The organism is Bradyrhizobium sp. 172 (genome assembly GCF_023101065.1).
In the GTDB taxonomy this organism is placed as follows: Bacteria; Pseudomonadota; Alphaproteobacteria; order Rhizobiales; family Xanthobacteraceae; genus Bradyrhizobium; species Bradyrhizobium canariense_D.
In genome coordinates this window covers 2,319,295-2,338,967 of the sequence record NZ_CP064701.1, presented here as the reverse complement: position 1 = coordinate 2,338,967, position 19,673 = coordinate 2,319,295, and the positions used below count along the sequence as shown (strand labels likewise).

The following is a 19,673-nucleotide window of genomic DNA, read 5'->3' as shown; positions in this document are numbered from 1 at the left end:
GATGGCAAATCCGATCACGAGATTGCTAGTCACCGCGCTGCTGGCTACCACAGGCGCCGCCTGCAAGGCTGCGGGCCCGGACAACTTCACCGGCGACGCGCGTCGTGGCGCCGACCTCGTCAAGCAGTATCACTGCGGCGGCTGTCACGATATTCCCGGCATTGCCGGCGCCGAAGGCAATGTCGGCCCACCCTTGCATCGGATCGGCACGCGGACCTACATCGCCGGCTACATCCAGAACTCGCCGGACAACATGGCTGATTGGATCGAGGATCCACAGCGGGCGTTGCCGGGCAATGCCATGCCGAGAATGGGCATCCCGCAGAAGGACGCGCGGGACATCGCGGCGTTTCTCTATACGCTGAAGTGACCATCATGCCTCCCATGCATCGTTCAATGAATTGGCTCCGTGACGCGCCATTGCTGGCCATCACCATTGTGCTCGTCGCTATCATGGGACTGGGCCTCCTGGCTGGCGGTGCCTGGCTCGAGGCCCTCGGTGGCTCCGTCTACTATCTGATCGCGGGCATCATGCTTCTGCTCACGAGCTGGCTGCTCGGGCGCCGCCGCGCCGAGGCGCTCTGGGTTTATGCCGCGCTGCTGGCCGGAACGATGGCCTGGGCGATCTGGGAGGCCGGCCTCGATTTCTGGTCGCTGGCGCCGCGCGGCGACGTACTCGTGCCGCTTGGCCTGTGGCTGATGCTGCCCTTCATTGCCTCCCGCCTGGCGCCTCGCTTGCGCGCAGCGCGATGGGCGCTTGGCCTTGTGTTGGTCGCCGCAGCCATCGTCGTCGGCATGTCCCTGACGAGCGATCGCCGCGATCTTGCCGGCACGATACCTGAGGGCGAAACAACGGGGGCCATTGCGTCTCCCGAACCGGACCAGCCCGCTGCCGGCCAGAACTGGACGGCCTACGGCGGCAGCGGCTTCGGTACGCGCTTCTCGTCGCTGAGCCAGATCACCAAGGACAACGTCAAGGACCTCAAGCTCGCCTGGGAATTCCGCACCGGCGATCACAAGGGCCCGGACGATCCCGACGAGATCACCAACCAGGCGACGCCGCTCAAGGTGGGCGATCTGCTCTACACCTGCTCGCCGCACCAGATCGTGTTCGCGCTCGAAGCCGCGACCGGAAAACTGCGCTGGAAGTTCGATCCGCAGGTGCAGCACAACAAGGCCTTCCAGCACATGACCTGCCGCGGCGTGTCCTATCACGCGACCAAGCCCGGCGCGATAACTGCCGACGGCACGCCGGCCCCGAGCGATTGTGCGGGGCGCATTTTCATACCGACCAACGACGGACGGATGTTCGCGCTCGATGCGCAGAGCGGCGTGCCTTGCCAGGATTTTGGCAATCAGGGACAGATCGATCTCAAGCAGGGCAGCGAGATCCAGACACTCGGCTTCTACGAGGGCACCTCGCCGCCCGTCGTCACGGACAAGTTGCTGATCGTCGGCGGAGCGGTGATCGACAACTATTCCGATCGCGTGCCGTCGGGCGTGATCCGCGGCTTCGACATCTATTCAGGACGGCTGATCTGGGCATTCGATGCCGGCAATTCCGATCCGAACGAGATGCCCTCGGCCTCGCATCATTTCACGGCCGGCTCACCCAATTCCTGGAGCATTTCCGCGGTCGACGAGAAGCTCGGACTGGTCTATGTGCCGCTCGGCTCGAGTTCTCCGGATATTTGGGGCGGCGGCCGTTCGCCCGAGAACGAGCGCTACGATTCGGCATTGATTGCCCTCGATCTCATGACCGGGAAACTGCGTTGGTCGTTCCAGAACGTGCACCACGATCTCTGGGACATGGATATGCCGTCGCAGCCCAGTCTGGTCGATTTGCGCCTTAACGGCGGCGTGACGCCTGCGATCTACATCCCGGCAAAGACCGGCGACATCTTCGTGCTCGACCGCCGCGACGGGCGTCAGCTGGTGCCCGCACCGGAGAAGCCGGTGCCGCAGGGCGCCGCGAAGGGAGACCGGCTGTCGCCGACCCAGCCCTTCTCGGAGTTGAGCTTTCGCCCGCCCGGCATGCTGACCGACGCGCAGATGTGGGGCAGCACGATGTTCGACCAACTCGCCTGCCGGATCAAGTTCAAGCGCCTGCGCTATGAGGGGCCGTTCACGCCGCCGTCTGAACAAGGCACGCTGGTGTTTCCAGGAGACTTCGGCATGTTCGAATGGGGCGGCATTGCCGTCGATCCGCAACGCCTGATCGCGATCGCGAACCCTCAATCGATTCCCTTCGTCTCGCGTCTCGTGCCGCGCGGGAAAGACAATCCGGCAGCGCCGAACGCGGCGCATCCGCCGGGAACCGAGCTCGGCGTGCAGCCGATGTACGGCGCCCCCTATGGCGTCGACCTCGGCATTTTCCTCTCACCGCTCGGCATCCCCTGCCTTGCCCCGCCATGGGGCAACATCGCCGCGATCGATCTCAAGTCGCACAAGGTGGTCTGGCAGCATCGCATCGGCACGATCCGCGATCAGGCCCCGCTGCCGCTGCCATTCAAGCTCGGCGTTCCCATGCTGGGCGGTCCGATCGTCACCGCGGGCGGCGTCGTCTTCATCACGGGAACGATGGATGACTACATCCGCGCGTTCGACGTTCGCGATGGCAGACGGCTTTGGCAGGACCGCCTTCCTGCCGGCGGCCAGTCGACGCCGATGACCTATGAGGCCAACGGCAAGCAATATGTCGTCACGGTCGATGGCGGCCACGGCTCGTTCGGAACTAAACTCGGCGATTACGTGCGGGCCTACGCGCTGCCGTGATCTGCCTCGGCAGGACATGCTTGTGCTTGGCGACGCCTTGTCCCGATCTGCCAGCGCGACGCGCAACTGCTGAAGCCAGGAGAGCCACGCCCGCAGCTAGTCCCAGCGCCGCGAGCCCCTGACTGATGACCCCGGCAGGTGGGAGCTGCTTGCGTGACAGCCAACCGCCATCGATTGACGTGCCCTGCGGACCAGCTTCGATCATGGTGCCCTCGCTGCTCTTCGCCGGGCGCGCGCGCGACAGCAGGTAGCGGAAGGCAACCCCCAGGATGTTCTCGGTAATCTGCGGAGCCATCGCGTAGGCAATTTGGCCGGCACGCGCCGGCCAGCCCACGGCGACCTCATCTTGGGGTGCGCGGACGAGGCTCACGAACGTCTCGGCAACGTCCTCCGCCTGATACAGCAGCGGACCGGGATCGAGCGTCCGGCCGGACATGTTGGCGCCGTGGACGAAGCCCGGCGTGTCGACCATGGCCGGGAAGACGCCGCAGACATGGATGTTGCGATGAGCCCTGAGCTCCTGACGCAGGCTCGCGGTGAAGCCCCGAAGGCCGAATTTGCTCGCTGTGTAGGCCGCAGCAAAAGGCGTCGGAGCCCAGCCCCCGAGCGAGATGTTGTTGATCAAGATACCGCGGTTCTGGCGCAGGAAGATCGGAAGCACCGCGAAAGCGCCATGCATCGTGCCGAGGAGATTGACCTCGATCGTTCGGCGATGAAGTGCGATATCCGCGTCCTGATAGGCCCCGAAAACGCCGGTGCCGGCGTTGTTGATCCAGACGTCGATGCCACCGAGCGCGTCTTCCGCCTCTCGGGCCAGCCGCTGCACCGCCTCGGCATCGGTGACATCGGTCGGGATTGCCAATGCGCGGCCTCCGAGCGCCTCGCATTCTGCAGCGAGGCTCGTCAGGACTTCGGCACGGCGTGCCGCCAGGACCACGCTTGCGCCCTTTCCGGCGAAGGCCAGCGCCGCAGCACGCCCGATTCCGCTCGAGGCACCGGTTATGACGACGCGCGTGCCAGTCATTTGCCGCGGCTCGGATCCGGAGCCGCCCGCCGGAAGCAGCCAGTGCAGGGATCGCCGGAGACGCTCGGTTCCGTCCGCTTCGAACCAGTCGCCATGCGCGAAGATCACCCGCTCCGGCGACAGCCGTATGAGCCGCTCGGCTGCCGACCGCACGGAACGGCCGCCGAGGCGCAGCAGCAGTCGGAGATAGACCGGCGCCGTTCCGTTTGGCTTGGAAATGCCGAGGAGGTTTGCCGCGGCCTCGTTTGACGCGCTGAGATCATCGGGATCGAGATTTTGCACCAGATCCGTCAGGATCAGTGTCCGGCTGCGCTTGTCGAACAGCTCGATCTCGGAGAACATCGGAGCGTTCACCGAGACGGCTTCGAGGTCGGCCCTCCATTCCTCAGGCGTCGCCTCTCCAAGCTCGCGGTCGATGTGGATCCGTGCTGCTCGAACTTGCCGACGCGCCGAAAGGCCGCGCGCCGCGAAAGTCGTCACCTGTGGCAGCTCTCTCTGCCAGTCGGACAGGAACATCCAGTGCGCGATATTCGGCGCGAGCAAGTACCTTATCGGCCCTAGCCGCTCCAACTCACCGCGGAGAGTCGGCGAATGTCTCACCGGCGAATGCAGCACAAGATCGCCGTTCGAGAGCCGAATGACGGTCATACGCACCGGAAGTTTCAGACCGGCAGCGCTGATCGGGGCATCGTCCACGACCCAGATATCGTCCGTCGCTCGCGACAAACGGGCCGTCGACAAGGTAGCGTCGGAACTTTGCATGAGCGTCTTCCATCACAAGGCGTTTGCTCAAGCTTCGGGAGCGACGCTCGTTCCTCGCTAGGACGCCCGAGCCTGCATGCGGGCATTGCGTCGGCGACGGCGCGCGGCGAGTCGTCCTCGGATCCTCTCCGCCGGAATGTGCCGCGAGATCGCCGGGGCAAGCTCTGGTTCTGAGGGAGGTTGTTGGGTGGCAATCGGCGCTTGGTCCGGACGAGCTTCCATCAGACCGAGCACGGCGCGGCCCTTGGCCGTGATGCGCCACCCGCCATTTGTCCGGTCGATCAGCCCTTGCGAAAAGATGTCCAGCCCCGGCACCCGCCCGGCGAGCCGCCGGGTGCGCTCGGTCCAGTCGCGACCGCTGGTCGCCAGAATGGCCATATCCCGCTTGAGATCCTCCATGGCCGCGAACCCATCCGGGTAGCTCACCAGGATCTTGAGGACCGTCACGTGGAAATTCACCCCTGCCCCCACATGACCATCATCACATCGTCGGGACTTCTGAAAGGGCATTGCGGGCCGCTAGTTTGAGGCGATCCGCAGAGATGTCGCCCCTGCTTGCAGTCTCCAGAAGCTTCGAGGCTACGCGAGTCCTGGCGCCGATCTCACAGCGTGGAACAGCTTCACACACCTCGTCGAGAACGGTGCGCAACAACGCCTTGGTCGCGGTATCGATCATGGAAAGCCCCGGCGGAAAGGTTCACGGTAGGGCAATCGCTCCGGCCAGGGATTCAACATTGTTAATGATCTTAAAATTTCGCTGCCTGGCCACTGCCGGCTTGGCGATGTCTTGGGCCTGCTGTGCGCGACCTTGCGGGCTCCTGCTCGGCATTGCTCGTGAAATCGGGGAACCTCCGTCGTCGGCCAATCGTTCGCATGCCATGGAGATTGTCGTTTTCGCGGTCCTCGTCCTCCTGGTTGCGACTGTAGTTCGGCATGCGTGATGGCGAACCGCGCAGCTTCGCATCCTCGCGGCGTTTCGCCCGAGCTTTGCCTGGTCATTCCACCCTCAAAGCCAAGAGGGCGCAGGGAAGACCGGGTGCCGGCTGGCACCCGCGGTCCGCTGCGCGAAAATGTAGCGCAAGGGAAACCGCACAGCAGCATACAGGTGTAGCCAATCACTCGGCCTTCCCTGCGCGATGGTTGGACGGCTTATGCCGTGCTCTCCCGGGAGCCGAGTTCCTTTTGGCCTCCCTCGTCCCAACGAAAGTCGCCGGCACCGCGCCGGTTGACGCGACTGCCGCATCCGCAAGAGCTTGACCGTAGCAACGACGGCCAGGACCACACGGTTTTGCCGTACGCACGGCTCGCCATTTCGCCGCAGTTTTTCCAGCCCTGTCGACGGAGCCGGAAACTTACAGACGAGACGAAGCCTAGCAGCGCCGCTCGTCGGAACGCAGCCTTGGGCTCACGGAGAGCAATCCGCCCTGCCCTTGGCCTCTCGCACCCGAACGCTGCCGCGTCCACCGCAAGCCCGGCTCGCGAACATGACGACCACAAGATCGCCCCTCAAGGATGAGCCGGGATGGCCAACACATACGCCGTTTCCGAATTTCGGTAAAGCGGAATATATTTGTGGAGAGGGGTTGACGGGATGGCGGGTGTTTTGCCCGACGGGCAGTCCTCCCATTCAACCTGCCACGGCCTTCTAGTCAAGCGACGCGCCTGCTCCGATGGAGAAGGCGAGTTCACCCTCTATCCACCACGCACTCCGCACCATCAATAACATAGGCTGCGTGACGAAAATCCCTGATGGTGGCGAGCTTGCCGGCGGACCAGTCGAGAAGCATGAAATATTTCGCCCGCCCGGCCGGCTTATTCGGATCGAACACGAGGATCGCGGGACGTCCCTCGACCTGCCCCGTCACCAGGTGCCAGTCGCTGTTCTTCGAATAATTGCCGAAATAGTTCGACACCTCGGCCTTGCCTTTCAGCCTGGTACGGTTGACGAGCTCGAGCCTGACGTCGTCGGCGATCATGGCGCGGATCGCGTCGAAGTCGCGGGCATTGAAATGGCCGACATAGGCGTTGAGTCGCGTGCGATCTGCTTCCGACAGGCCCGGCTGCGGCACATCGTCGGGCTCTCCGGCGAACTCCCGCAGCTGCGTGCGTCCGCGATGCAGCGCGGCCTTCACCGCCGGCAGGCTGAAATCCATGATGTCGCAGACCTCGGCAAGCGAGCAGCCGAGCACGTCCATCAGGATCACGCTGGAGCGCTGCGCCACCGGCAGCCGCATGAAGGTGCGAAGGCTGGTCGCGGCGATCTGGCGGCTTTCCACATCATCGAGCTGGTCGGCAATCATCTCCACCTCTTCAGCCGAGTGCAGCGCCTCCTGCCGGTTGCGGCGACGCAGGAAATCCAGCGCGGTGTTGTGCGCGATGCGAAACAGCCAGCCCTCCGTATTGACGGGCGTGACCGATTGCAGCGCTTCCATCGCCTTGATCAGCGCATCCTGCAACACATCCTCACCGTCGATGACCGAGCCGACCATGCGGGCGCAGTAGCGATGCAGTTTCGGCCGCATCCGCGCCAGCAGGGCCTCGGTATCGATGGTGGCCAGCGGGTCTGGCGCCATTGCTCCTCCGCTTCGCTTGTTCAGGACTCGTCCAGCATACGATAGTTGCCGACGATCCTCACATCACGAACCAGCGGCGGCTCCGCGCAGCGGTCGCGGATGCCGTCCTGGAACGTCTGAAATGCCTTGAGTTTCGGAATCGGGCTCGAGCCGTTTTCGGCCGCGGCCTCGACAAGATGGATGAAGGTGTCGTCCTCCAGCCGTAGCGTCAGGTAGCGCACGCCGTCCGGGCCGGCCGCCTTCAATTCGGCAAATACGGCCGAAACCAGCTCGGCATTCCGATCGGCCAGCTCCGGCCTGGCCTTGTACCTGATCAACGTCCTTCTCATCGCGCGCTCCTTGCTGATGTCGCGACCTGGTTCGCTCAAAATCGGGCAAATGGCCGCATCACCCCTAGGACGTTTGCCGGCAGGCGAAGGATGCGGCCCGGAACAAATTATTATTGGGCGCATCCTTTGCCGCTCAGCCCTCGTCTAGCCCGCAGAACGCGCCGCGACAGGCTGGCGCGACACACGGAGACAGGGCGATGCAGACCCCGATCAATCGCGCCGCGCAGAACTGGGTGCTCGGCGTCACCGCGCTGGCATCCTTCATGATGGCGCTCGATGCCATGATCATCACGACAGCATTCGCGACCATCCGCGCCGAATTCGGCAGCCCGGTCGAGACGCTGCAATGGACCGTCAACGCCTTCAATCTGACCTTTGCCGTGCTGCTCCTGACCGGCTCCGCACTCGGCGACCGCTTCGGTCGCCGCCGGATGTTCGCGGCCGGGCTCGCCCTGTTCGTCGTTGCATCGGCGGCCTGTGCGCTCGCAGGCAATGCCACCGCGCTGATCGCCGCCCGCGCGCTGCAGGGCGCCGGCGCCGCGCTGGTGATGCCGCTGGCAATGGCGATCCTGAGCGGCACGTTCGGCCGCGAGGAGCGCGCTCGCGCGCTCGGCATTTTCGCCAGCATCACCGGCTGCGCGCTGATCATCGGTCCCGCCATCGGCGGCTTCATTACCGAACATTTCGGCTGGCGCTGGGTGTTCTGGATCAACCTGCCGATCGGCCTGATCGCGATCGCCCTGGTACTGGCACGCTTGCGCGAAAGCTTCGGCCCGGCCGCCGCATTGGACATCCCCGGACTGGCGCTTGTCGCGCTTGCGGCGCTGGCGTGGGTGTGGAGTCTGTTGCGCGGCAACGCCGTGGGTTGGGCGAGCGCCGAAATCATGGCCGCGCTGATGGCAGGCCTGGTGTTCACAGCCGGCTTCGTTCTCTGGGAATTGCGCGCGACCGCGCCAATGGTGCCGATGCGGCTGTTTGCATCGCGGGCGCTTGCCTCCGGCATGTCCGCCAGCGTGCTGTTCTACGCCGCGATGTACGGCGTCTTGTTCCTGCTGCCGCAGTTCCTCCAGACCGCGCTGGGCTTCGACGCCTTCGGCGCCGGACTTCGCCTGCTGCCCTGGACCGCGACGCTGTTCGTCACCGCCCCGATCGCCGGCGCGGTCGTCAACAGGTTCGGCGAGCGGCCGCTAGTGGTGACGGGATTGCTGATGCAGGCGATCGGACTTGGCTGGATCGCGGAGCTCGTGAGCTCTGCGGTTACCTACTCCGCCCTGGTCGCGCCGCTGGTGCTGGCCGGCGTCGGCGTCTCGATGGCGATGCCGGCAGCACAGAACGCCATCCTGAGCTCGGTCGCGGTGGCCGAAATGGGCAAGGCGTCCGGCATCTTCAACATGGGCCGCTTCCTCGGCGGCATGTTCGGTATCGCCGCGCTGGTGGCGAACTTCTCGGCGCATGGCGGGGTCGATTCGGCCGCGCATTTCGAGAGCGGATTTGCCGCGGCGATGAGCCTCGCCGCGACGCTGTCACTGGCCGGCGCGATTGCGGGGTGTTTCCTGCCGGCACGGCGGCGGACCGCCGGAGCAGCCGCGCCGCAAGATGCGTGACACTGACAGCCATCAAAGCCGGAGGCGAGATGATCGCTTCGCGACCAAGTGCTGGCCTTCAATGATCGGCTAGCAGGTAGAATACCGGTTGCAGTTTCGACCACGCCGCCGCCGCGCCCAAGGCACTGTCAGGGCGCGGCGGCCTTGCGGACGATGCCGGCTGCGCGATCGGACTCGCGCTGGAGCTCTTCGCGGGTAACGATCCCGGTTGGCCCTGTGGCCGCGTCGACATCGACCGCGGCGACGCCCCCCGGCAGCGCCTTGACGTCGCTCCTCGATCACCTGCCCCGGCGAACAAGCGAATGCGCACGGGGCCGCGACGCCTTGGAGAAATTCTCTGGTTGGCGAAGCTATCGAGGCACGAAACCGAGAGATACTCGGTGATCTTCTCGGGCTCCAGGAGCCCGAGCTGGAACGAATGCGCAAAGACGGGGTCATCTAGCCCGTTGGGCAGCATCCTGTGACGATACCAACCGATTCTGCAGCAGCGGTCCCCTGCGGCGACGGGGCAGAAACAAAGGAAAGTCTCGCAGCAATCCGACCGCAACAACGCCGACAACAAAACGTCGCACGAGACCCGTTTTGTTCTCAGCGACCCTTCTCGTCAGTTCTTGAAGAAGAGGGCTTATGCTTGGTGGGCGCACCAGGGCTCGAACCTGGAACCCGCAGATTAAGAGTCTCATCTTTCACAATAACTTTCAGCTACTTAGCTGTAAAACGCCGTCACAACAGCACTATCGAAATCAACAGGTTACAGACGAAATGTAAATTGCTCGGCGGCGCCTTCTGTACCTGCGACCGCTGCGTCCCGAACGCAGTGAACATCTTCTAAGTTGTTGATCTTTCTCTCATCGGCAGGTGCTTCCGTCCCGTTTTTGTTCACGCTCGTTTCACCCAATTCGTTGCGATTTCGTTGCGGCGGCGGCGAGGGAGAACGGCGCTCGGCGCGTCAGTGGGATCTTGGACTTGCGGCGGAGCAGCCGAGGCCTGCGAGGGTAAGCGTATTAGATTATGCGGTGATCTGTCGGGGGTTCGAGTCACTAGGGTGCTACCGTCTTTCCCCACACCAACCAGACCTGCGATATCTGATCCGATCCTTCGCGTGAGGCAGTTCATGGGCCTCGCACGATGGTCTGCACGGGTTGAACCATAATGGGCACGCACAGCAAACGGTCGCTGCCGTAGATGCTCGACACCCGGGCGCCACCGAAGTGCCGCCTACCGCTCGACACACGACACAACGACCCGGCAGAAATTGAAGGTGAAGCGTCCGTAGAGAAAGCCGCTTCCTGGCTCCAGTGCAGCCAGGCGATACGAATTGCCGAGAGCGCGGATAATCTCGACCATTTCCATGAATTCATGGTGCGTCAGCGCCGGGTGACGAAGCATGACATCGCGACACTCTCGAATGACATCGTCGCGGGCAAGTTCGGCAAGCCCTCCGTCAGCAACGCACCTCATATGCGCAAGGCCGCCTCGGGGTTGTTCAACTGGGCGGCTGAAGCGGGCCGCGACCATGTGACGGCCAGCCCCTGCGGACAAACTAAAACACCTGCACTAAGCCGACGTGCCCGAAATCCAACGACGGTCGATCTGAATCGCGACGATTACGAGGAACGGTCGAAACAGAGTGCCACGATCACGTGGCAGAGCGGACGCTGAATCGGTAAACCGCCGAGGTCTGCTTAGGCCGGCGGCTCCTCCACCGCGTCTTCAATTAGCTTGGCGGGCCTCGATCTCACCTCTTTCAATGGTAAGCGTCACGTCGGCAAAGGTTTCGAGCAGCTTTGGATTCGACTCGGTGATCAGCAGCGTAATGTCCTTATCCTGCAAACGAAGCCGCCGGAGTGCTTCCGCATATCGCTGCGCTAACACAGGCGCGAGACCCTGAAATGGCTCATCCAGGATAAGCAGCCGGGTACCAAGCATAAGCGCCCTCCCAAGCGCCACCATCTTGCCTTGGCCGCCCGAGACCGATCCCGCCGGACGTTTGGCAAGCTCTTTGAGTTCCGGCAGCACCGAATACGCTCGCTCCAGCCGCCGCCGCGTCTCGTCCGGATTCAGCTTGGCGACACGACCGGGAAGCAAAATATTTTCTTCGACGGTGAAGGCGGAAAACAGACGCCGGTCCTCAGGCGCGTAGCCAAGACCCAGCGACGGCCGGCGATGCGGCGCGATCGCTCCAAGATCTTCGCCGCCCAGACGAACGGTGCCGCTCGCTTTTGTGAAGCCCATGATAGTGCGCACGGTCGTGGTCTTGCCGGCGCCGTTTCGCCCGATAAGCGCTGCGCTCACACCCGGCAGCAGCGAGAAACTCACATTTCGCAACACAGGCGCGTCAGCAATCGCGACGTTGACATTCTCGAAACTCAGCATCGGTGTCATATCCCGATCACCTGTTCCCGGACCTTCGGGTCCGCCAGAACCTCAGCCGGCGTCCCAACCATCTGGATCTTGCCGACATTCCACACGGCGACGCGGTTGGCATAGCGCTCCACCATATCCATGTCGTGCTCGACGAAGACCGAGGTGACTTTCTCCTTTGCCAGCGCCGTGGTTAGAATGTCCATGATGGTGAGTTTCTCTGATGACGCGACGCCCGAAGTCGGCTCATCCATCAGGAGGAGCTTTGGCTTCAGCGCGAGCGCGAGTGCAATATCGACCAGCTTGCGTTGCCCTTCGGGCAGTTCGCGCGCCGTTCGTTCCGCATACGATTTGACACCGACGAGATCCAGCAGCCGCTTCATTTCCGGCACTTCCGGCATGAGAGAAAGAGCCTGGAAACCAGACGGACGGCCTCGCAGGGAGGCGGCCGCGATCAACATGTTCTCCATCACGGTCTGGTCGAGGAACAGCTGTGGTATCTGGAAGGCGCGGGCAATGCCGAGCCTGGTGATCGTACGTGGCAGCTGCGCGGTGATGTCGTGGCCGAGAAAGGTAACGGTGCCGGCTTGCGGCCGAAGATAACCGGTCGAGATGTTGAGGAACGTCGTCTTGCCGGCCCCGTTCGGCCCGATGATGGCAAGGTTTTCGCCTTCCAGGACGTCGAGGTCGATGCCATCGGCGGCGATGACGCCGCCGAACCGGATCTTGATGTTCTTGGCAGAAAGCAGGACGTTGGCCATTAATGCCCTCCCCGCCCGGATTGACCGTAGCGCTGGCGGAGGCCGATAAGGCCGTTCGGCGCGTAAAGAATGATGACGACCAGCACGACGCCGAGAATGAGCTGCCAAGAATCCGCCAGATGCGCCGCGGCATAGAACCGTACGCATTCGAACATCGCCGCGCCTGCAAACGCACCGAAAGCATGGGCGCTGCCACCGAGGATCGCGATGAACACGAACTCGCCGGACTTGGTCCAGAAGCCGAATTCGGGGGTCGCGATCTGCTGAATGATCGATACCAGAGTGCCGCCTATGCCGCCGAGAAATGCGGAGAACACGTAGCCGATGAGCAGCACGCGCCGCGCCGACATGCCAAGATATTCGAGCCTGGTTTCGTTAGATTTCATTGCCCGCAACATGTGACCGAGCGGGCTGTCGAGATAGCGTTGCACGCCGTAGAAGGCAGCAATCGCGACCAAAAGGCTCACGTAGAGAATAACGTATTGGAACGTCTCCGGCGTGAACGAAAACCCAAACAAGCCAGGACGGGCGACCCGGATGCCGTCCGCGCCGTTAGTGTAGTGGAACATTTTCTCGAGCAGCGACCACAAGACCATGGAGAATGCCAGGTTCAGCATTCCAAAGAAAATTTCCCTGTAGCGAACCACGAACAGGCCGACGATCAGGCCAAAAACGGTAGAGGTTATGCCTCCCAGCGCGAGAAAGATCAGGATATCGCCGCCGCCGATGTACTTGCCCCAGAACGCCGCGGTATAGGCGCCGGTGGCGAAGAACATCGCGTGTCCGAACGATACTTGTCCCGCCTGCAGCAACAGGACGATGCCGAGCACCACGATGCCCTTGGCGAGGATGAGCGCGAATAACGTCGCCCAGCTCGCGACGAAGAGCGGCAGTACCGCGCTGGCCAGAAACAAGATGATTGCGACTGCCGTGATCGGCTTGATACGGCCCGCCATCAGATTTTTCTCATCTGCACCGTACCGAACAGTCCGAACGGACGCACCAGAAGCACCAGTACCATCAGCAGATAGGGTACGAGAACTTCGAACTCCGGCTGCAGATAGATGACGAAGGCGCGCGTCAAACCGATCATAAGGGCCGTAAGGGCGGTGCCCTCGATCTGCCCCAGACCCGCAGTGGCTGCCACCGCGAACGAGAGCACGATCATGTCCGCGCCCATGCCGGGCACCAGCGACGTGGTCGGCGAAGCAAGCGCGCCGCCGAGCGCCGCCAGGCTCGCCCCGATGATGAACGTAATAGAGTAGACGCGTTGGGCGTCGATGCCGATGGCGGTTGACGCCTCCCGATCCTCGGTTACTGCTAGAATCACGGCTCCCGCAAGAGTTTTCCGCAAGAAGTAACGCAGTCCGAACAGCGTCGCGACTGCCACGCCTGGAAGCAGGACGACCTGGTAGGACGTATAGTTCACGCCGAATACGCTGATGTTCGGCAACAGCTTCAAGGGCTCAGCAGCGAAGATGGGCTGCACGCCCCAGATCAGACGCTGCAGATTGTCCATGATCATGAAGGCCGCGAAGGTGATCAGGAGCTGCAACACGTCGTCTCGTCCGTAAAGCGGCCGCAACAGGAAGCGCTCGATGAAACCGCCGCACACAAACCCTATGACGATGGAGGCAACCAGCAATGCGGGATAGGTAAGCCACGGCGACACCTGCGCAATCACGAGGCTCAACGTCGCGGCGAGATAGGCGCCAAAGGCATAAAGCGACCCGTGCGCGACATTCACCACGCGAAGCACACCGAAAATCAGGCTCAGCCCGACGGAAACCAGGAACACCAAGGCGGCGTAACTGATCCCGTCAAGGACGGCCAATATGGCGAGAGTCGAATTCATGGAGACCTTCAGGAAAGCCGTCCTGCGGTTTTTGCCCGGAGGACGATGATCTGGCCTACTGCTTGAAGGTCGGAACGTCCATTTTAACGAATTCCGGCTTGAGCGTCTTCAGCCACTCGACCGAGCGCACGCCCGCCGGATTGGTGATCACCTTCGGATCAAAGATCATCATGTTGTCGAGCAGTTTGAAGTCATAGCCCGGGAAAGACTTGGTGACGCCGACGAGCTGCGCTTCCAGACCTTGGTTGTCCTCGGGCCTCAGCGTGATCGGCCGGCCGAAACCGGTCGCGAACTCGGTGCCGGAGGTTGCGTCTACGACCTGCTCCCGTGTCGGCCAGTTGCCGCCATTGGCCTTGATCGCCTTGTCATAGGCAGCTTGCAGCGCCGTGAAAGCCTGCGCCATGTGGTAGACGGGGTAAATCGGCCAGGCGCCGGTCTTTGCCTTGAATGCCTCGGCAAACGCCTTGAAGGCCGGATCGTTCTTCTTTTCAGGATGCAGGAACCAATGATCGCCACGCGCGCCGACGATCAGGCCTTCCGGCAGATCCTTGCCCAGTCGCTGGATCGAGGATTCGCCGATGCCCAACACGAAGGTCGACTGTTGCAGCAGGCCGCGTTGACCGGCCTGACGGACCAGCGTGTCGAGATCGCCGCCCCAGGAGGTGGTTAGAACGACATCCGGCCGCAATGCCAGTAAGCGCGAAACTTCGGTGGAATAGTCCGGCGCACCGAACTTCGGAAAAAGCTCCGCCAACACCTGAACGTCGGGCTTCAGCGCCTTCAATGCGGTGGAGAAGATTTCCCAGCTTTCGCGGCCCCACGCGTAGTCCTGATTGACGACCGCGATGGTCTTAAAGTCGGGCTTTGTCTTAAGGAGATAGACGAGCACCGCCAGCATCTCCGGCGTGCCGTTAGCCTGCGTGCGGAAATTGTAGCGATATTTCTTCGTCTCCAGAATAGAAGCCGCACCGCAATCCCACATAAAGTTCATGACTTTGAGGTCTTCGGCGACCGGGACAAGCTGATTGCAGCTGCCCGAGGAGATGGAGGCGAAAGTCACGTCGACCTTTTCGTCTTGCACCATGCGCCGGTAGTTCGAGACCAATGCCTCGCCGCCGGCGCCTTCATCGATGAAAGACAGTTTTACCGGTACACCGCCGATTCCGCCCTTCTTGTTGAGGTCTTCTGCAATCATCTCGGCCGCGGCCTTTGCCGGTACGCCGAATACGGAAGCCGGTCCCGACAGGAAAGTGGTGATACCGATCTTGATTTCCGGCGGCTTGCTCTGCGCAAGCGCAGCGCCCGTAAAAGCTGTGATGACTAGACCGGCTGCAACTGCGGCTTTCAGCAAAAGCATTTGAATCTCCCCATTTTTAACTTGCGTTGACCGGGCGGCCATCGCGATTTTTCTTGCCGCGACGCTACTTATAATTCTGAAATATTGCCAGCACTTACTAGTTGCTGGGGTCGTGTCCCCGGTGGTGGTGTAGCTCGGTAGAGCAAAGCCGCCCGGATGCGCGCCTTCAAATAGCGCCGTAGCGGGCGGGCAGCTTTGCGGTGGTCACCGGCAGTTCTCCGGTAGGATCGGGTTGCGACACGCCAACGCAACCGAGGAACCACCGATGACCGAAGACATGATGAACCTGCGCACGCTCGTAGAGAAGACCCCCGACGCCGATCTGCTGCGCGAGATGATCGGCTTTGCCGCCCAGCGCCTGATGGAGCTGTGGAAGGCCAGACCGGGGCGGCCTACGAAGAGAAGAGCCCCGAACGCCTGGCCCAGCGCAACGGCTACCGCGACCGGATCTGGGAGACCCGCGCCGGCGCGGTTGAGCTGCACATTCCCAAGCTGCGCGAGGCTCCTACTTCCCGGGCTTCCTGGAGCCGCGACGCATGGCCGAGAAGGCGCTCACCGCCGTGGTGCAGGAAGCCTATGTGCAGGGCGTCTCGACCCGCTCGGTGGACGACCTCGTCCAGGCCATGGGCATGACCGGCATCTCCAAGAGCGAGGTCAGCCGGCTGTGCGGCGAGATCGATGACAAGGTGAAGGCCTTCCTCGCCCGTCCGATCGAGGGCGACTGGCCGTATCTGTGGATCGACGCCACCTACGTGAAGGTGCGCCAGAATGGCCGCATCGTCTCAGTCGCGGTGATTGTCGCGGTTGGCGTCAATAGCGACGGCCGACGCGAGGTCCTCCGCATTGGCATCGGCCCTTCCGAGGCCGAGACGTTCTGGACGGCGTTCCTGCGCCAGCTCGCCCGCCGCGGCCTGCGCGGCGTCAAGCTGGTCGTGTCCGACGCCCACGAAGGCATCAAGCCCACCGTGGCCAAGGTGCTCGATGCCAGCTGGCAGCGTTGCCGCGTCCACTTCATGCGCAACGCGCTGGCGCATGCCGGCAAGAGCGGGCGGCGCGTCGTCTCCGCCTTCATCGCCACAGCGTTTGCCCAGGACGACGCCGAGGCCGCGCGAACCCAGTGGCGCAAGGTCGCCGACCAGCTCCGCCCCAAGCTGCCCAAACTTGCCGGCTTCCTCGACGAGGCCGAGACCGATGTGCTCGCCTACATGACCTTTCCGCACAGCATCGGACCAAGCTGCACTCGACCAACCCGATCGAGCGTCTCAACGGCGAGATCAAACGGCGGACCGAGGTGGTCGGCATCTTCCCCAACGATGACGCCATCACTCGCCTCATCGGCGCGATCCTGCTCGAACAGAATGATGAATGGGCCGTCCAGCGTGCCCGCTACATGGCACTGGAAACCATCGCGCCGTTGAGCGATGATCCGAGCGTCAGCATCACGGCTATCGCCAGCTGACCAGCCCGGCTCTCCAGCCGGCGAACGCGGTGACCCGCCGCCAGCTACACCACGCCACGGGACACGATCGGTGCTGGTGGGAAGGGCTTCCGCGGCTCGACAGTATATAATGAGATTGGTTCAGTATGCTCATGAACCTTACCGACCGTCCCACTTGCCCCCACTCGGAGCGGTTATCGACTGCGAAGCGTGAATGCGCGCTTGGCTACGTATGCCTCTGGAGAGAGAAGTGATCAATTTAAAGGGTGTGGTTGCACTCGCTTTCAAAGCGAACGCGCTGTCGCATCACCACTGTCCCCTGTGAGCCCTGCCGCGCATGCGATAGCAATCGTTCGACAGAGCCGTTTAGCAATTTCGAGTTCCGTTTTCCGCTTCTGCAGAATAGCTATCGCCATCGCAGAGCCAATAGTCGTCGAGCGGTTTGAAACCGTCAAAATTCACTGCCACCCCCACTGTCCAGTGGTGATCGAACCGGTCTCTGCCAATCGTCTCCACGGAAAAAGGTAATTTCTGCGGTTTGGGCTGGAGACTTTCGACGACTTCTCGCCAAGGTTGCCGGTTTCAGAGGAGCAGAGACTTTAGAGAGCCGCACAAAAATCCCGTAAAATGCGGCACTTTCAGCCAATACGGTCCCACTCTCTATAATTGAGTGACTGCTTGGCTGCGGCGGGAGAGATCGAACCTCCGAATGGCGGAATCAAAATCGCCGATGCACAAATCGGTCTATCGGCGCTTCGAGACCGGATCGGTTCTCCTCTATGACCGCATGGCGGCTTATTGGCCAGACAACATAAGAGTTCACATCGACTTCAAGCACTATTTCGGTGGAGGCGCTGCGCGGCTACCCAATGCGTCGCTGATGAAATTGAACAGAAGTGGAGAATGCCGGCTATGTCGGGCGGCTCTGATCTACATACAACATCAAGGAAGTGGTTCTGCCGGACGGCCTTCGAGTCGCCTTGGCCTCCGTCGAGACGGACAGAGTAGATCACAATGCCGAGAGTGGACTCGCCGGCTGGCCGTCAAGAACACCGTTTGAAAAACCGTTTTAGTCCGTCGGTCTCAAACGGTTTCTCTTGCTAAGGTCTTGATTTATTTGGTGGGCGCACCAGGGCTCGAACCTGGGACCCGCTGATTAAGAGATAGCGACGGGTAGAGAACAATCAATGACTTACCAATCGCACCACTGGGTTTATCCGGCCGAAAACGGGCCTTCGTCGCAGGATCATAGTGCTCCCAGCATTGTCTATCAGCGGCACCTTGATGGTTCGCCAAATAAAATATCGATACTTCAGCGTAGACACCTGTGCTTACCAGAGTCAAAACGACACGAGATCTCCGGTTTCCGCTGCGCGCTTGACCGCGTCGATCACCCTGAGCGTTTTTAGCCCTTCGCGCCCGCTCACCACAGGCGTGGCCGTGCCGCGGATAACGCCACAGAAATTTGCGATCTGCAGGCCAAGCGGGTCTTCTTTCTCGAACCTCAGCCGCTCGCGCTCGATCCCACCAGCTGGCCTTGCTCGGGTGATGCCACAGATCGAGTTGCGGAATGGCCAGCGATGCCCTCGTGCCGCCGATCTGGTAGCAGGTCTCCAGCGTATGCTGTAGGCCGGATTCTCTCCGGTGGTGAATTCCCAGCTCCAAGGCGACTGGATGGTATCGGAGACATTGACCGTTCCCAGCGCGCCGGACGCGAAGTGCAGGATGATCACCGCGGTCTCTTCGACCGCATTTCCACGCAGCCGATTGGATTGGGCAGCCTGTACCGCCACGATATCCCCGCACAGGTACCGCAGCAGGTCGACATCGTGGATGAGATTCACGAAAGCGGGACCCGCTCCTTTCTCGCCGCGCCAGGGCACTTCAAAATAATCGTCCGGCTTGATCAGCCAGAACATGCCATGCACTGACACGATCTGACCGAGCCTGCCGCTGTCGATCTCCGCCTTGGCGCGCTGGATCATCGGGTTGTGGCGACGGTGGTGGCCGGTTAGCAGCGGCACGCCCGCCCGCTCGGATGCTTCGACCAACGTCTGTGCCGCCACGATATCATCCGCTAACGGCTTCTCGATCAGCGCCGGGATGCCCGCAGCGATACAATCCATGCCGTTGGCCACGTGCATCTGGTTGGGGGTGGCGACAACCACCCCCTCCGGCCGGTTTTCAGAGATCATGTCCTGAACGGACGAAAACCAGTCCACCTTGAGCGATACCGCCAACTCCCGTGCAACCGGCATCGGATCGACGATTGACGATAAGACCGCCTCCGGCCGCGCGAGAATATGTTCAATGTGTCGCTTGCCGATGAGACCCGCTCCCATGACCGTCAGGCGGACGGGTGCACTCATACGATTCTATCCCTTCTCATCGAGCAGCTTGGCCAACCGACGCAAACCGAGCAGATAACCCTGAGTGCCGAAGCCTGCAATAACGCCATCAGCTCGTTTGGAAACGAACGAGCGGTGGCGGAATTCCTCGCGCTTGTGCACATTGGAAATGTGCACCTCGATTACTGTCCCCTCGAACGTGTTCAAAGCGTCTAGGATGGCGACCGAGGTATGGGTGAAAGCCGCGGGATTCATGACGATGCCGACAGCCGTCTCGCGCGCCTCGTGGATCCAGTCGATCAGCTCGTATTCCCTGTTCGACTGGTGAAAGCGCATCTCCAGAGCCAGCTCCGTGGCTAGCCCCCGACAATCTCGCTCCACATCCGCAAGCGTCTCGTGGCCATAGATGTGGGGCTGACGCTTGCCAAGCAAATTGAGATTTGGCCCGTTGAGGACGTAGACAAGACGGCTCATGGAATAACT

General features: G+C 62.1%; 15 protein-coding genes and 2 pseudogenes. 5 read left to right on the top strand and 12 right to left on the bottom strand.

What is annotated here, in order from left to right; translation table 11 throughout:
• The first annotated feature begins 1 nt into the window (after window position 1).
• Together IVB07_RS11005 and IVB07_RS11000 are read left to right on the top strand one after the other, a co-directional pair.
• Window positions 2-370 (top strand): c-type cytochrome, encoded by a 369-nt coding sequence (locus tag IVB07_RS11005; protein ID WP_018460405.1) that lies wholly within the window; start codon window positions 2-4, stop codon window positions 368-370.
• 26 nt (window positions 371-396) lie between these two features.
• A complete protein-coding gene (locus IVB07_RS11000) occupies window positions 397-2,775 on the top strand; it encodes a glucose/quinate/shikimate family membrane-bound PQQ-dependent dehydrogenase (protein ID WP_018460406.1) in 2,379 nt (792 codons plus the stop codon).
• Here IVB07_RS11000 and IVB07_RS10995 read toward each other — a convergent pair.
• From IVB07_RS10995 to IVB07_RS10975, 5 genes are all read right to left on the bottom strand, one after another.
• The gene (locus IVB07_RS10995) at window positions 2,735-4,561 is read right to left on the bottom strand and encodes an SDR family oxidoreductase (protein WP_026234024.1); all 1,827 of its coding nucleotides are present in this window, start codon (window positions 4,559-4,561) and stop codon (window positions 2,735-2,737) included. The genes IVB07_RS11000 and IVB07_RS10995 overlap by 41 nt on opposite strands.
• Window positions 4,562-4,618: 57 nt before the next feature.
• A complete protein-coding gene (locus tag IVB07_RS10990; protein WP_051113078.1) occupies window positions 4,619-5,071 on the bottom strand; it encodes a hypothetical protein in 453 nt (150 codons plus the stop codon).
• Window positions 5,043-5,237 (bottom strand): hypothetical protein, encoded by a 195-nt coding sequence (locus tag IVB07_RS10985; protein WP_018460409.1) that lies wholly within the window; start codon window positions 5,235-5,237, stop codon window positions 5,043-5,045. Before IVB07_RS10985 ends, IVB07_RS10990 begins: the two co-directional genes overlap by 29 nt.
• Before the next feature lie 1,009 nt (window positions 5,238-6,246).
• Window positions 6,247-7,134: a sigma-70 family RNA polymerase sigma factor gene (locus tag IVB07_RS10980; RefSeq protein WP_018460410.1), complete on the bottom strand. Its 888-nt coding sequence runs from the start codon at window positions 7,132-7,134 to the stop codon at window positions 6,247-6,249.
• Between the two features lie 20 nt (window positions 7,135-7,154).
• Entirely contained in the window at window positions 7,155-7,463 is a 309-nt protein-coding gene (locus IVB07_RS10975; protein WP_026234026.1) for a hypothetical protein, read from the bottom strand.
• Between the two features lie 197 nt (window positions 7,464-7,660).
• Here IVB07_RS10975 and IVB07_RS10970 point away from each other — a divergent pair, with 197 nt between their 5' ends.
• Window positions 7,661-9,067 carry a DHA2 family efflux MFS transporter permease subunit gene (locus IVB07_RS10970; protein ID WP_018460412.1) on the top strand — a complete coding sequence of 469 codons (1,407 nt, stop codon included), beginning with the start codon at window positions 7,661-7,663 and terminating at the stop codon, window positions 9,065-9,067.
• Between the two features lie 1,185 nt (window positions 9,068-10,252).
• Entirely contained in the window at window positions 10,253-10,729 is a 477-nt protein-coding gene (locus IVB07_RS10965; RefSeq protein WP_247361257.1) for a hypothetical protein, read from the top strand.
• 51 nt (window positions 10,730-10,780) lie between these two features.
• Here the strand turns inward: IVB07_RS10965 and IVB07_RS10960 are convergent, their stop codons facing one another.
• From IVB07_RS10960 to IVB07_RS10940, 5 genes are read right to left on the bottom strand one after another with little or no spacing between them, the layout of a single operon-like run.
• The gene (locus IVB07_RS10960; protein ID WP_039801403.1) at window positions 10,781-11,443 is read right to left on the bottom strand and encodes an ATP-binding cassette domain-containing protein; all 663 of its coding nucleotides are present in this window, start codon (window positions 11,441-11,443) and stop codon (window positions 10,781-10,783) included.
• 5 nt (window positions 11,444-11,448) lie between these two features.
• Complete coding sequence (locus IVB07_RS10955; protein ID WP_018460416.1) at window positions 11,449-12,192, bottom strand: ATP-binding cassette domain-containing protein; 744 nt, start codon at window positions 12,190-12,192, stop codon at window positions 11,449-11,451.
• The gene (locus IVB07_RS10950) at window positions 12,192-13,148 is read right to left on the bottom strand and encodes a branched-chain amino acid ABC transporter permease (RefSeq protein ID WP_085359164.1); all 957 of its coding nucleotides are present in this window, start codon (window positions 13,146-13,148) and stop codon (window positions 12,192-12,194) included. The genes IVB07_RS10955 and IVB07_RS10950 overlap by 1 nt, the downstream gene beginning before the upstream one ends.
• Window positions 13,148-14,047 (bottom strand): branched-chain amino acid ABC transporter permease, encoded by a 900-nt coding sequence (locus tag IVB07_RS10945; RefSeq protein ID WP_018460418.1) that lies wholly within the window; start codon window positions 14,045-14,047, stop codon window positions 13,148-13,150. The genes IVB07_RS10950 and IVB07_RS10945 overlap by 1 nt, the downstream gene beginning before the upstream one ends.
• A gap of 55 nt (window positions 14,048-14,102) precedes the next feature.
• Window positions 14,103-15,404 carry an ABC transporter substrate-binding protein gene (locus IVB07_RS10940; RefSeq protein ID WP_018460419.1) on the bottom strand — a complete coding sequence of 434 codons (1,302 nt, stop codon included), beginning with the start codon at window positions 15,402-15,404 and terminating at the stop codon, window positions 14,103-14,105.
• Between the two features lie 265 nt (window positions 15,405-15,669).
• Here IVB07_RS10940 and IVB07_RS10935 point away from each other — a divergent pair.
• Window positions 15,670-16,863 (top strand): annotated as a pseudogene (locus IVB07_RS10935) (IS256 family transposase).
• A gap of 1,319 nt (window positions 16,864-18,182) precedes the next feature.
• Here the strand turns inward: IVB07_RS10935 and IVB07_RS10930 are convergent.
• A pseudogene (locus tag IVB07_RS10930) lies at window positions 18,183-19,211 on the bottom strand (Gfo/Idh/MocA family oxidoreductase).
• Window positions 19,212-19,217: 6 nt separating this feature from the next.
• Complete coding sequence (aroQ, locus tag IVB07_RS10925; RefSeq protein ID WP_018460420.1) at window positions 19,218-19,664, bottom strand: type II 3-dehydroquinate dehydratase; 447 nt, start codon at window positions 19,662-19,664, stop codon at window positions 19,218-19,220.
• Window positions 19,665-19,673: the final 9 nt, after the last annotated feature.